The sequence below is a fragment of the Desulfurella multipotens genome (assembly GCF_900101285.1).
GTDB lineage: Bacteria > Campylobacterota_A > Desulfurellia > Desulfurellales > Desulfurellaceae > Desulfurella > Desulfurella acetivorans.
Map to the genome: position 1 here is coordinate 117351 of NZ_FMYU01000003.1, position 13864 is coordinate 131214.

The window sequence follows — 13864 nt, forward strand, 5'->3', positions numbered from 1 at the left end:
GTTTTATTCAAAGAAAAAAAACAAAAAAAATATACGTTGGAAATGTTGCGATAGGTGGTTTTGAGCCAATAAGTGTCCAATCTATGACAAATACTGATACACGAGATATTAATGCAACACTTGCACAAATAAATTCGTTATACACAAAAGGTTGCGAAATAGTAAGATGTGCTATAGTAGACAAAGAGGCTTGTAAGGCATTGTCTGTATTAAAACAAAAAAGTCCAATACCAATTATTGCTGATGTGCATTTTGACTATAAACTTGCCATTTGCTCAATTGAAAACGATGCCGATTGTGTTCGAATTAACCCTGGCAATATTGGTAGCTTTGATAAAGTAAAATCAATTGTTGAAGCTGCAAAAAGTCACAACATACCATTGCGCATAGGTGTTAACAGTGGGTCTTTGGAAAAGAATTTGCTAGCAAAATATAATCATGTATGTGCGGATGCTTTAGTTGAGAGCGCTTATAATTGGGTTGGAAGGCTTGAAGATATGGGGTTTACTAACTTTAAAATATCAATTAAATCATCAAATGTAAAAGATACGATTTTAGCTTACGAAAAAATATCTTCTATGGTTGATTATCCTTTGCATATAGGTCTTACAGAAGCAGGAGGTGATTTTGAAGGTATAATTAAATCAGCTTGTGCTGTGAGCGTTTTATTAAGGCAAGGTATTGGTGATACAATAAGAATATCTCTAACAGGTAGTCCAGAAAAAGAGATTGATGTTGCTTTTGAAATTTTAAATGCTTTGGGTTTAAGAAAAAAACAATCAATAGAGTTTATTTCTTGTCCAACTTGTGGTAGAATAGAAATAGATTTAATTGAGTTAACAAAACAGGTTAAGGCAAGATTAGCACATATTAAAAAACCAATAAAGGTGGCAATTATGGGATGTGTTGTAAACGCATTAGGCGAAGCTAAAGAAGCAGATTTAGCAATAGCTGGCGGCAGGCATTTTGGTTTAATTATCCAAAATGGTAAAATTGTTAAAAAAGTTAGAGAAAGCGAATTGCTCGATAGTTTTGTAGATCAGGTTGAAGAGTATGTTAAAAAAGAATATTAAAGTATTTTGTTGCTTTAGCGCGATTATTTTAGTGCTTTCCTCTTGTGCTACTGTGCCTTCTGTTAATACATCTTACAATATCAAAGAATTTGATTTAAACCAATATTCAAATACAAGCGATTATCATTACATAATGGCGTTTACATACTTTTATAATAATAATATAAAAGAAGGTATAAAAGAATACGAATTATTTTTAAAAGATAATCCAAAAAAACATTTTTTTATTGAATTTGTAAATTTGCTAATAAGATTTCAAGATTTTAATAAAGCCCAGGAAGTTTTGCAAACAGCAATAGAAAAATATCCAAAAGACAATCAACTTTATCTATTGCTTTCTGATATTTATGTTATCCAAAAACAATATCAAAAAGCCATTGATGTTTTAGTTAAATCCGGTATAAAAACTTTTGATGTATACAAAAATATTGCTATATTATATGCTCAGCTTGGTGATATAAACAATGCAATAAATTATTTAATGCAAGCTAGGCAATTTAGCGATAAAGGTGAAGTGTATTTTTATATTTCTCAGGTTTATTATAAATTTAATCTTGATAACAATGCATTAAATTATCTACAAATGTCAGCAAGCTATAAATATCCAAAAGCATACATTGCTTTAGGCGATTTATATGCTCAGCACAATGATTATACTAAAGCATTAAAATATTATGAGGATTTTCTAAAATTGCCAAACAAGAATAAAGAAGAAGAGGTTTATGTTTATACTGCTTTAGCAAGTATTTATTATTCAATTGACAAGGATTTAAAAAAGGCAATAGAATACTACAAAAAAGCTTATAATTTGGATAAATCTCAGGTAAATCTTGAAAGACTTTCTTATTTGCTTTTACAGAATAAAAATTATAAAGAAACTGTTGATCTTTTAAGTAATAATCCAGATATAGAACATTCGCCAACCTTGAGGTATTTTTTAGGTGTAGCTTATTTTAGTTTAAAAAATTATAAACAAGCGTTGCTTGAGCTATCTAATGTTGATTTTGCCAGCGATTTGTATACCGATGCTCAAGCCAAAAAAGCTCTTTGCTACCTTGAGCTAAAAGAACCGCAAAAAGCTATAGAGGCAATTCAAAAAGCTATTGAACTAAATCCAAACGAAGAACTATACAAAACATATTTTTATATATTAAATCAACAAAAAGATTGGAATGGATTGATTGATGCCCTAAAACAATCAACCAAAATAATAAAAGATAAAGAAAAAATATATTTTTATTTAGCCGATGTATATTACAATAAAAAACATGATAAACAAAAAACTATACATTTCTTAAATGAAGCTTTAAGAATTAACCCAAATGATCCAGAAGTGTTAAATTATTTAGGTTATTTGTATATAGATGAAAATATCGATGTTAAAGCTGGTATAGACATGGTTAAAAAAGCTTTAAAACTACAGCCAAATAATCCATATTATTTAGATAGTTTAGGTTGGGGATATTTCAAGGAAAAACGATTTAAACTGGCACAGTATTATCTAGAAAGAGCAAATAGGTTACTTAAAAAACCAGAAAGCACAATTGCTTTGCATCTTGCAAAAGTTTATGAAGCCCTGGGTTATAAATCCAAAGCAAAAAAAATTGCAATTGAAGTTTTAAAAAACGAACCTAACAATGAAACAGCAAAGAAAATAATAAAAGCATTAAAATGAAGTATGCAGTTTTTTTATGCATTATTTTATTATATAAAGTATCTTTTGCATCAAATATTTATGCCACAATAGAAGATGGTCAAATTGTGTATAAAAATAGACCAACTTTTTTTAGTAATGTTATTAATAATCCCAATTATAAAAAATCTTTCATTAAAGATCTTTTAGAAAAAGCTGCTCAAAAGTATGGTGTTAATGAAAGGTTTGTTTTAGCGATCGCTATGGCAGAGTCAGGTTTAAATCATTCAGCTATTTCAAATAAAGGTGCTATTGGTGTTATGCAAATAATTCCATCCACTGCTTCATTGTTAAATATTAATCCTTATAATTTAGAGCAAAATATTTATGGTGGTGTGAAATACTTAAAGTTTTTGCTTGACAAATATTCTGGTAATTACGCTTTAGCTGCAGCAGCTTATAACTGCGGACCAAACAATGTAGATAAATACAATGGTATCCCACCATTTGCTGAAACAATTAGTTATGTAAAAACCGTAATGGCATATTTTGATGGGTCAACTCCGGTTATGGTTTATAATAACTTAAAGAGTCTTAAGTCTAATAAAAAACCAATGAAGATAGTGGAGAGCAACGGAATTTTTACAAATATTCCAAGTGTATCATGGTAGTTTATAAAAGTATTCCAAATGTTTTATCAATAACACGAATTATTATAACAATTCCTGTTATACTTTTACTTGAGTTTCATCATAATTACACTGCTTTAGTACTTTTTTTAATAGGTGCCATAAGTGATTATCTTGATGGTTATTTAGCGCGAAAAAAGAAACTTGTAAGTAATTTAGGTAAATTGCTAGATCCGCTTGCAGATAAAATTTTTGTTATAAGTTTGTTTGTTGCCATGATTAAAATTATAAATATACCATATTGGCTTGTTTTAATAATAATTTTTAGAGAATTTGCCGTAACAGGTTTGAGAGCGCAACTTGCAGCAAAAAATTTTATATTACCTGCCCTTATTCAAGGTAAGGTTAAAACTTTTAGCCAGTTTATTGCTTTAGGTTTTTTAATTGTAGGTTATCAAAATAAATTTTTTTTTGAGATCGGTATGATTTTTCTTTATATTACGGTTATTACAACTTTGACTTCAGGTATTGAATATTACATTAAGTATTGGAAAGCTATAAATGAGTAAATTAAAGCAAATTTTATCAATGATAAAATTTGAACATAGTATTTTTGCTTTACCCTTTGCTTATATTGGTATGTTATTATCAAATCATTACAATTTGAAAATAACTATTTTAATAACTATAGCTATGATTAGTGCAAGAAGTGTTGCAATGACATTAAATCGGATTATTGACTATAAAATTGATAGTTTAAACCCTAGAACAAAAAATAGAGAGTTACCACGTGGTGTGGTTAAACTAAAAGAAGCATGGTTATTTACTATTATTTCTATTTGTATATTTGAGATATCTGCTTACTTACTTAATCTTTTAGCTTTTAAATTATCATTTGTTGCTTTGTTTTTTTTAATTACCTATTCTTATACAAAAAGGTTTACATGGTTATGTCATATTTATTTAGGTGTAACAGATGCTATTGCTCCTTTAGGTGGGTTTGTAGCTGCAGCAGGATATTTGGACTTAAATATTTTCTATCTAGCATTATTTGTTGCTTTTTGGATTGGGGGTTTTGATATACTTTATTCTTTACAAGATTTTGAGTTTGATTTAAAAAATGGTGTTTATTCAATACCAGTAAAATTTGGTCCAAATATTGCGCGGATATTAGCAGCTTTATTCCATTTGATTGCATTTGTTTTTTTACTTTTAACAATGTATGTTTATAAATTGAATTATTTTACCTATATTGGTGCCTTTATAGTTTTTGGTTTATTAGTTATTGAACATCTTTTGGTTGATCCTAAAGATTTAAAGAAAATTAATATTGCTTTTTTTAACATAAATAGTTATATTAGCATAGTGTTGATTGTTGCTTTTTTATTGGGAAGGTTTGTAAATGTCTGATGATTATCGTTTAATAGAATCAAAGTTTGTTATTTACTATACTAAAATTACGCAAGAGCAATTGCAAAAAGAAAAAGAAGAAATTTATAGAGTAGAAAGTCATGACGATAGTTTTAATTTTTTGATGGCACAAAATAATATTGATTCTTCATTTGATAGTCTAAATAAAGCATTTGTTGTTATGATGAAAGAAATCGATGCAAAATTAAATTATTTAATTACACTTTTGCGTGACGGCAAAGAAAAAGAAAAATTTCTTAATTATAATAAAACCTATACTTGTTCTGTTAGTGCAAGTGAGATTAATTTTATCAATAATAATTCTTTGCAAGTAGGTGATTTTTTATCTATTTCTTTTTTTCTACCTATTTCTTCTCATAATGAAATAAAAGCGACAGCTAAAATTACAGATGTTTTTCAAAAAAATGGGAATTCTTGCGCAAAAGCTAAATTTTTAGATATAAACAAAAACAATCAAGAATTAATTATATATTATGGGCTATTATTAGACAGAGAAAGGCTGAAATCAAAGCAATTAGAATTATGAAAGAAAATATTTTTATTATTCTTCAGGTATTGTTTGATATTATCGTAATGGCATATTTGATTTGGCAAAAATATATTGATACAAAGCTTAACAGATCTTATTCATCATTAATTATGTCTATCAAAGATTTGTTAAATCAGCAAAAAAATATGATAGAATTGGCTAATAAGAAAATTGAATCTCAACAGGCAAGTCTTGTAAAAGTATTGGATGATGTACGCCAAAAAAATACTGTACTTACAGAATTAATAAAAAGTGTTAAAATAAAAACATTTGAAAATGATACTAAAGAAAAAATTATACAAATGTTTAATAAGCAGCTATCAATTGAAGAAATATCAAACCAATTAAATATTCCAAAAGGTGAAGTGGAATTAATTGTTAAACTATACCAAGGGGGTTAAATGAAAAAAATTGAAGCTATAATAAAGCCTTTTAAACTTGATAGCGTAAAAGAGGGTCTAAATGAAATTGGGATAAAGGGTATTACAATAAGTGAAGTTAAAGGCTACGGTAGACAGAAAGGTCATACAGAAATTTACAGAGGTGCTGAGTATATTGTTGATTTTTTACCAAAAATAAAAATAGAGGTTGTTGTAAGTGACAATCAGGTTGATGCAGTTATAGAAAAGATTATAGAAAATGCAAAAACTGGAAAAGTTGGTGATGGAAAAATTTTTGTAATACCTATTGAAGAAGCTATAAGGATAAGAACAGGCGAAAAAGGCGAAGATGCTGTATAAATTTAGTCAAAATATACTTGACATTAAAATATTAAGAGCTACAATATTATGTAAAATATTTTTTAGGAGGTATTTGGAACATGAATTCAAAAGGTATTAAGATTGCGTTGATGGCAGCATTCCTAGCAAGCAGTTTAACTTTGGCATCTTGCCAGAAAAAACAAGCTACAAATGCTACAAACACAACAAACACAACAAATGTAACTAATGCTACAAATGCAACTACTGCTCCATCTAATGCTACTAACGCTACAAATGCAACGACTTCTACTAATGCTACAAATGCAACGACTTCTACTAACGCTACAAAATCAAGCAGCAAAGAGATGAAAAAAGAAGCTGCACCAGCAGCAAGTAAGTCATCTTCATCAAAAGCTGCAAAACCGAAAGTTGAAGGTTGTTAATTGGTTTAATGGGTGAGTTATCGCTCACCCAAATTTGATTATTAATGTTACCAATTAATGATATTAATTATGTCTTATCTTTGATAAGTGCAAAAGCAATTGTAAAATTAGCTGGCATATTGAATAAAGGTGCTACTGCACTACCGGGATATTTTGTCGAAAAGCTAAATCCAGATTTTTTAAAAACAATAAGTTCTCAATTAGAAAATTGTATTTTAATTACTGGGACAAATGGGAAAACAACAACATCTGGTTTGATAGTTCATTTATTAACAAAAGAAAATAAAAAAGTTATAAATAATCATGCCGGTTCTAACTTAAAGCGAGGAATTATTAGTTCAATCGTACCACATCTATCGTTAAATAAAAAATTTACTCAAGAATTTGATTACTTTGTTTTTGAGTGTGATGAATTTGCTTTAGAAAAGATAACTCAGGATATAAAAGCAAATTATATTGTTATGCTAAATTTATTTAGAGATCAGTTGGATCGATATGGGGAAATAGAGACAATTAGAAAGAGATGGAGTGCTTTAATCCATAATAATCCTCATGTGCATTACATTGCTAATGCCGATGATCCTTCCGTTGCTTCTTTATTTTATAAAAAAGATCTGAAAGTTTCTTATTTTGGTTTAACCGATTATAAAATCACACAGGACAATCTTAAAGATGTTTTGTTTTGTCCAATTTGTGGAGGCAGATTGGATTATAAAAAACGATATTTTTCTCACATTGGGGATTATTTTTGTACAAATTGCGACTTTAAAAGGCCTGAACCAGATTTGTCTGGAAAAATTTTTCAGGACTCAACAAAGATAGAAGTAAATTATCGTGAAAAAAAATATTTTACCACAATGCCATTGCAAGGAAAATACAACATTTATAACATTGCAGCATCATTTTTGACGTGTATAGAGCTAGGTTACAATATAGGTGAGTTATGTGCAAATATTTCGGATTTTAAATCTACATTTGGAAGGTATGAACTCATTAATTATAAGAACAAAGAGATTTTTTTAATTTTGGTAAAAAATCCTGTTGGTTTTACACAAGCTTTAGAATCAAGCATTGATGATAATAAAAAAAATTTTATATTCATTCTCAATGATAACATAGCTGATGGTAGAGATGTTTCTTGGATCTGGGATGTGAATTTTGATCTATTAAATAACAAAATAAACGATTTGATGTTTGGTGGTACTCGCATGTTTGATATGGCATTGAGGATAAAATATGCTGATATTGGTGTAAAAAATTATGTTTTTTTTGATACATATAAGGAGCTTTTTGATAAAATTGAGCAGTCAAATAATGGTACTTTCCATGTATTTTTAACATACACAGCTTTAATTGAGTTAAAAAATTATTTAAGTAAGCTAGGTTATAAAAGTTTTTATGAACAATAAAGAGCTTTCTTTAGATATTACCTTTCTTTTTCCAAATACAATGAGCACATATGGGGATAGTGGTAACATTTTGGCTTTAAAAAAGCGTTGCGAATGGAGAGGTGTTGAAGCTTTTATACACTATTGTGATATTTATGATAGCATTTATCCATCTGATATATATTTTTGGGGAGGCGGGCAAGATATAGCTCAAGAAATTGTTTCAAATAATTTTAGCCAGCAAAAAATAGATTTTTTAAATAATGAAGTTGAGAAAAGTAAGGTTTTTTTGCTAATTTGTGGTTCTTATCAATTGATGGGTAAGTACTATATTGATTCAAATGGCAATAAAATTGAAGGTCTTGGGATTTTAGATGTATATACTAAAAGCTCGCCAAAACGTATGATTGGCAACGTAGTAATAGAAACAAATAAAAAACTCAAACTTGGAAATAAAAAAATTATTGGGTTCGAAAATCATAGCGGTCAAACTTTTTTAGGAAAAGGTGTTGAACCATTCGGTTATGTGAAAATTGGTTTCGGTAATAATGGATTTGATAAAACAGAAGGTGTCATTTACAAAAATGTAATTGCTTGTTACCTACATGGACCATTGTTGCCAAAAAACCCTCATTTGACTGATTATATAATTTTAAAAGCACTTGAAAATAAATACGATTCAAATGTTACTTTACAAAAATTGGATGATTCTTTAGAGCTTAAGGCTTTTAATACTTTATTAAATAGACTTAAAATTCAATCATAAAATTTGTAAATAATAGAAAATTTTATATGTTCTATTTATTAGTGAAAAAGAAGCCGTGATAGCAAGCTTGACATTATATAATATTTCATATAAAATGCGTTAAAATTTTAAGGGGGGTGGGCTAGAGTAAAGCAAGTATTATAAAAATAGAATATAAATTTAATTTAGGAGGGTCTATGTCTGACAAATTTAAGATCTATTGGACAAAGGTTGATGAAGCGCCTTATTTGGCAACGTTTTCGTTGTTACCAGCAGTTGAAAGGTTTTTAAAAGCTGCGGGTATTGATGTTGAGATCAAAGATATCTCGGTAGCGGGTAGAATACTTGCCAATTTTCCTGAATACTTAAAAGAAGATCAAAGGGTCCCAGATGATTTGGGTGAGCTTGCAGAATTGGTTAAATTGCCAGATACTAATGTTATAAAATTACCTAACATTAGCGCTTCTGTTCCACAATTGGTTGCTGCTATTAAAGAATTACAAAATAAAGGTTACAATGTGCCGGATTACCCTGAAGATCCAAAGACAGAGGAAGAAAAGAAAATAAAAGAAACATACTCAAAAGTTTTAGGTAGTGCAGTTAACCCAGTGCTAAGAGAAGGAAACAACATAAGAGCTATATCTAAATCTGTAAAAGAAAGTGCTAAAAAATATCCAGATGCTATGGGTTTACCATTAAAGCCGTGGAGCAAAGATTCTAAAACACATGTAGCGCATATGAATGGCGGTGACTTTTACGAACATGAAAAATCAATTACAACAGATAAACCAATGAAAGTAAAAATCGAATTTATTGATGAAACTGGTAAATCCCAGACACTGAAAGAAGTGGCATTACAGGAAAAGGAAGTTTTTGACGGAACATTTATGGATATAGAAGCTTTGCAAAAATTTTTTGGAGAAGAAATAGCTAAAGCAAAGCAAGAAGGAATACTTTGGTCACTTCACCTTAAAGCGACTATGATGAAAGTATCCGATCCTGTGATGTTTGGTTTTGCTGTAAAAGAATATTATAAAGACGTTTTTGCAAAACATGAACAAACATTCAAGGAAATTGGTGTAAATCCAAACAATGGTGTTGCAGATATCTACTTGAAAATTAAGAAATTGCCAGAAGATAAGCAAAAAGAAATTGAAGCGGACATTCAAGCTGTATATGAAAAAAATCCACCATTATTTATGGTTGATTCAGACAAAGGTATTACCAACCTCCATATGCCAAATCTTGTAATAATAGATGCTTCTCTTCCTACAATAGTAAGGGATGGTGGTAAAGCGTGGGGTCCAGATGGAAAACAAAATGATGTTAAAGTGGTTATACCAGATAGATGTTACGCTACAATGTATAAAGAAATAATTGAAGACTGCAAAATAAACGGCCAATTCGACAGGACAACAATGGGATCAGTTACAAACATTGGACTTATGGCTATGAAAGCTGAAGAATATGGTTCACACGACAAAACTTTTATGGCTCCATCAAATGGAATTTTTAAAGTCGTAGATGAGAACAACAATGTTTTATTTGAACACAAAGTTAAAAAAGGGGATATCTGGAGAGGATGCCAGGTAAAAGATGCTGCAGTTAAAAACTGGGTACAAATAGCAGTGGAAAGAGCAAAACAGACCAAGAATTCTACTGTATTCTGGCTTGATGAAAACAGAGCTCATGATGCACAATTAATCAAAAAAGTTAATGAATATCTAAAAGCCTACGATACAACTGGTTTGGATATACGTATATTAAAGCCTCAGGAGGCAATGAAATTTACAGTAGCTAAAGTTCGAAAAGGTGAGGATGTTATAGCTGTTACAGGTAATGTATTAAGGGATTATTTAACTGACCTTTTCCCAATTTTGGAAGTAGGCACAAGCGCGAAAGTGCTTTCTATCATACCGTTGCTTGCTGGTGGAAGGGTATCTGAAGCAGGTGCTGGTGGTTCTGCACCAAAGCATGTTGAACAGTTTATTGAACAGGGGCATTTAAGATGGGACTCAACAGCAGAATTTACTGCTATTACAACAGCTTTGAGATTTTTTGAAGAAAAATATGGAGATAAAAAGTCAAAAGTGTTGGCTGATACATCCGAGACTGCTCTAACTAAACTTTTAGAAAACAAACAATGGCCAGGACGAAAGCCAGGTGAGCTAGATAACAGGGGCCAGCATTATTATTTTGTTAAGTATTGGGCTGAAAGTTTGGCCCAACAAACCGAAGATAAAGAATTGCAAACTAAATTTTCAAAGCCAGCCAAAGAATTAGGTGATAACGAGTCAAAGATTATAGAAGAACTAAAAGCAGCAGCTGGTAAACCTGCTGATATAAATGGTTACTATTTTCCAGATGAAGATAAATTATCGATGGCAATGAGGCCAAGCAAAACATTAAATTCTATAATAGATTCAATTTAATTTTAAAGGAGAAAAAAGATGACAGAAGAACGATTACCTGTTGTTGTAAACGAAGCTTTATGTACTGCTTGTGGCATATGCGTTAAAGTATGCCCAAAAAATGTGCTTGAGCTTGTAGAAGATTTGCATGTTTGGACTGGTTCAATGTGCAAGGTAGTAAGGCCTGAAGATTGTATTAGGTGTAAATTTTGCGAAAACGCCTGTCCTCATTTTGCAATTGATGTGGTAGATATTGGTCTTGAGATAACATTTAAAGATAGTAAGGGTAATATTGTAACAAAGTCCAAATAAAGGGAGGAAAAATGTCTAACGTAGAAATAGCAAACGGCAATGAATTAGTAGCAGAAGCAGCAATAGCTGCTGGTTGCAGGTTTTATGCAGGATATCCTATAACACCTTCAAGTGAGATACCAGAACATTTATCTAAAAGGATGCCTGAAGTCGGTGGCGTATTTATGCAATTTGAAGATGAAATTGCAAGTGTAATTGCTGCAATTGGCGCAAGTTATGCTGGTTATAAATCTATGACTGCAACCAGTGGTCCAGGTTTATCTTTAAAACAAGAAGGAATAGGCCTTGCCTGTATGATGGAATTACCTCTCGTTGTTGTTGATGTAATGAGGGGTGGGCCATCTACGGGTTTACCAACACGTGTTTCTCAAGCTGATTACATGCAGGCTCGTTGGGGAACACATGGCGATCATATGATAATTGCTATTGCTCCATCAACTTTGATAGAGACTTATACGGAAACAATCAGGGCATTCAATTTAGCAGAAAAATACAGAACACCTGTATTATTGTTAACAGATGCTGTACTTGCACATTTACACGGCAGGGTTGAAATTCCTGATATATCAAATTTTGAGATTATTGAAAGAACGCAACCAACTGTTCCACCAGAAGAATATTATCCTTATGACGTTGAACGCTTTGGTATAATTCCACCTCTTCCAAATAAAGAAAACTGGAGAAAATATAAATTTCATATGACGGGTTTAAACAAAGATAAAACGGGTTTTCCAACAGTCGATTCAAAAAAAGTTGAAGAAGATGAAGAAAGAATGATAAACAAAATAATGAACAATATAAAAGACATTGAAAGTTTTGAGTATTATAGAGTAGATGATGCTGATGTCCTTGTAATAGCTTATGGTACAAATGCAACAGCAGCAAGAGTTGCAATTGATGAGGCTAGGTCAAAAGGTATTAAAGTAGGTATGTTTAGACCAATTACGGTATGGCCTTTCCCTGAAGCTCAAGTATTTGATCTAAGTAAAAAATTTAAAAAAATTATAGTAAGTGAAATAAATTTAGGTCAGATGCTATACGAAGTTCAAAGAGCCTCAAAAGGAAACTCTGAAATATTTACTGTTTTGCAAGCCGCTGGAGTTCCTATTAGGCCTCAGCAGATACTCGAAAAAATTGAGGAGGTATCTAAATGAGTGTTGATTATTCAAAATATCTAAGAATGGATAAATTGCCATTATACTGGTGTCCTGGCTGTGGTAATGGTACAGTTTTGAAAGCTTTACTTACTGCAATTGATGAGCTTGGATGGGATAATAACGACATTGCAATGGTATCTGGTATTGGATGTTCTGCAAGGGGTCCTGGATACGTAAATTTTCACACATTTCATACATTGCACGGAAGAGCAATCCCTGCTGCAACAGCAATAAAGATGTGCCATCCAGATATGCATGTTATAGTGTTTTCAGGTGATGGTGATATGACAGCTATCGGTGGCAATCATTTTATACATGCTTGTAGGAGAAATATAGATATTACACTGATAGTAGTAGATAACTGGATATACGGTATGACTGGTGGACAGTATTCACCATTAACACCAACTGGTACGAAAGCTTCGACTATGCCAAGAGGAAATATTGATCCTACATTTGACGTTGTAGAACTTGCCAAAGGCGCAGGTGCAACATTTGTAGCAAGAGGTTCGGTCGCAGAGCCTGTGATGCTTAAAAATTATATAAAAAAGGCGCTTGAGCACAAAGGAACAAGTGTTATTGATGCATTATCAAATTGCCATATACAATGGGGTAGGAGAAACAAGTTTGGAGATCCAGTAAAGCTTGTTGATTATATAAAAAGCGTTACGGTAAGCCAAGCAAAAGCCGCAAAACTTTCAAAAGAAGAGCTTGAGGGCAAATACATAACAGGAATTTTTGTAGACGATCCTACAAAGAAAGAATATACACAAAGCTACAAAGAGCTTATCGAAAAAGCTCAAGCAAAGGCTTAAAGGAGATTGATATGGGATTGCATTATGAGTTAAGGTTTGTAGGTATTGGTGGACAGGGTAATATGCTTGCTGGTACTATAATTGCAGAAGCAGCAGTCTATTATGAAAATAAGTATGCTACGCAGGTTCCTACATATACATCTCAAGTTCGAGGCGGTCCAACAAAAGCTGATGTAATAATTTCAGACGAGCCAATTCAATTTGCAGAAGCAACACATATTGATTTTTTGCTGGCACTTGATCAGAGAACATACGATATGTATAAAAAAGATTTAAAAGAAGGTGCTATAGTATTGGTGGATAGCGGACTTGTTAACGTACCGGAAGAAGACCATAAAAAATGGGATGTCTATGGTTATCCAATCGTAAAAACTGCTAAATATGATATAGGGAATGTAGTTACAGCGAATATACTGGCAGTAGGTATGACAGTGGAATTAACTGGCATTCTTGATAAAGAAAATGTAAAAAAAGCCATAGCAGATAGAGTACCGCCTGCATTTTTAGATCTCAACATGAAAGCATATGAGACAGGCATTGAAATAGCAAAAAAACTTAAAGCAGAAAAAGGAAAGTAAAATTTACACTTTTAATAAA

Annotated in this window: 16 protein-coding genes; all 16 read left to right on the forward strand. The window is 31.3% G+C overall.

The annotated features are described in order from the left end of the window. The first annotated feature begins 5 nt into the window (after window positions 1-5). The 16 genes from ispG (at window position 6) to BLQ93_RS02735 (ending at window position 13845) form a co-directional block, all read left to right on the forward strand. Window positions 6-1073: a flavodoxin-dependent (E)-4-hydroxy-3-methylbut-2-enyl-diphosphate synthase gene (gene ispG, locus BLQ93_RS02660; protein ID WP_173800999.1), complete on the forward strand. Its 1068-nt coding sequence runs from the start codon at window positions 6-8 to the stop codon at window positions 1071-1073. After that, window positions 1054-2748 (forward strand): tetratricopeptide repeat protein, encoded by a 1695-nt coding sequence (locus BLQ93_RS02665; protein WP_092128008.1) that lies wholly within the window; start codon window positions 1054-1056, stop codon window positions 2746-2748. Before ispG ends, BLQ93_RS02665 begins: the two co-directional genes overlap by 20 nt. Further along, the gene (locus BLQ93_RS02670; protein WP_092128010.1) at window positions 2745-3377 is read left to right on the forward strand and encodes a lytic transglycosylase domain-containing protein; all 633 of its coding nucleotides are present in this window, start codon (window positions 2745-2747) and stop codon (window positions 3375-3377) included. Before BLQ93_RS02665 ends, BLQ93_RS02670 begins: the two co-directional genes overlap by 4 nt. Beyond that, entirely contained in the window at window positions 3371-3904 is a 534-nt protein-coding gene (gene pgsA / locus BLQ93_RS02675) for a CDP-diacylglycerol--glycerol-3-phosphate 3-phosphatidyltransferase (RefSeq protein WP_025392097.1), read from the forward strand. The genes BLQ93_RS02670 and pgsA overlap by 7 nt, the downstream gene beginning before the upstream one ends. Further along, window positions 3897-4745, forward strand: a complete 849-nt coding sequence (locus BLQ93_RS02680) for a 4-hydroxybenzoate octaprenyltransferase (RefSeq protein WP_092128012.1) — start codon at window positions 3897-3899, stop codon at window positions 4743-4745. The genes pgsA and BLQ93_RS02680 overlap by 8 nt, the downstream gene beginning before the upstream one ends. Further along, window positions 4738-5292 (forward strand): hypothetical protein, encoded by a 555-nt coding sequence (locus BLQ93_RS02685; protein WP_025392095.1) that lies wholly within the window; start codon window positions 4738-4740, stop codon window positions 5290-5292. Before BLQ93_RS02680 ends, BLQ93_RS02685 begins: the two co-directional genes overlap by 8 nt. After that, window positions 5289-5696, forward strand: coding sequence for a DUF6115 domain-containing protein (locus BLQ93_RS02690; protein WP_092128014.1), 408 nt, complete (start codon window positions 5289-5291; stop codon window positions 5694-5696). The genes BLQ93_RS02685 and BLQ93_RS02690 overlap by 4 nt, the downstream gene beginning before the upstream one ends. Next, on the forward strand, window positions 5697-6035 hold the full coding sequence (locus BLQ93_RS02695) for a P-II family nitrogen regulator (protein ID WP_025392093.1): 339 nt from the start codon (window positions 5697-5699) through the stop codon (window positions 6033-6035). 80 nt (window positions 6036-6115) lie between these two features. Further along, complete coding sequence (locus BLQ93_RS02700) at window positions 6116-6439, forward strand: hypothetical protein (RefSeq protein WP_092128016.1); 324 nt, start codon at window positions 6116-6118, stop codon at window positions 6437-6439. A 44-nt stretch (window positions 6440-6483) separates the two neighbouring features. After that, window positions 6484-7848 (forward strand): MurT ligase domain-containing protein, encoded by a 1365-nt coding sequence (locus tag BLQ93_RS02705; protein ID WP_025392091.1) that lies wholly within the window; start codon window positions 6484-6486, stop codon window positions 7846-7848. Further along, complete coding sequence (locus BLQ93_RS02710; protein WP_025392090.1) at window positions 7838-8593, forward strand: type 1 glutamine amidotransferase; 756 nt, start codon at window positions 7838-7840, stop codon at window positions 8591-8593. Before BLQ93_RS02705 ends, BLQ93_RS02710 begins: the two co-directional genes overlap by 11 nt. Before the next feature lie 176 nt (window positions 8594-8769). Further along, entirely contained in the window at window positions 8770-11004 is a 2235-nt protein-coding gene (locus BLQ93_RS02715; protein WP_092128018.1) for an NADP-dependent isocitrate dehydrogenase, read from the forward strand. Between the two features lie 18 nt (window positions 11005-11022). After that, on the forward strand, window positions 11023-11295 hold the full coding sequence (locus BLQ93_RS02720) for a 4Fe-4S binding protein (protein ID WP_025392088.1): 273 nt from the start codon (window positions 11023-11025) through the stop codon (window positions 11293-11295). An 11-nt stretch (window positions 11296-11306) separates the two neighbouring features. Continuing rightward, window positions 11307-12449 carry a 2-oxoacid:acceptor oxidoreductase subunit alpha gene (locus BLQ93_RS02725; RefSeq protein WP_025392087.1) on the forward strand — a complete coding sequence of 381 codons (1143 nt, stop codon included), beginning with the start codon at window positions 11307-11309 and terminating at the stop codon, window positions 12447-12449. Beyond that, the gene (locus BLQ93_RS02730) at window positions 12446-13267 is read left to right on the forward strand and encodes a thiamine pyrophosphate-dependent enzyme (protein ID WP_025392086.1); all 822 of its coding nucleotides are present in this window, start codon (window positions 12446-12448) and stop codon (window positions 13265-13267) included. The genes BLQ93_RS02725 and BLQ93_RS02730 overlap by 4 nt, the downstream gene beginning before the upstream one ends. Window positions 13268-13278: 11 nt before the next feature. Then, window positions 13279-13845: a 2-oxoacid:acceptor oxidoreductase family protein gene (locus tag BLQ93_RS02735; RefSeq protein WP_092128020.1), complete on the forward strand. Its 567-nt coding sequence runs from the start codon at window positions 13279-13281 to the stop codon at window positions 13843-13845. Window positions 13846-13864 lie beyond the last annotated feature (19 nt).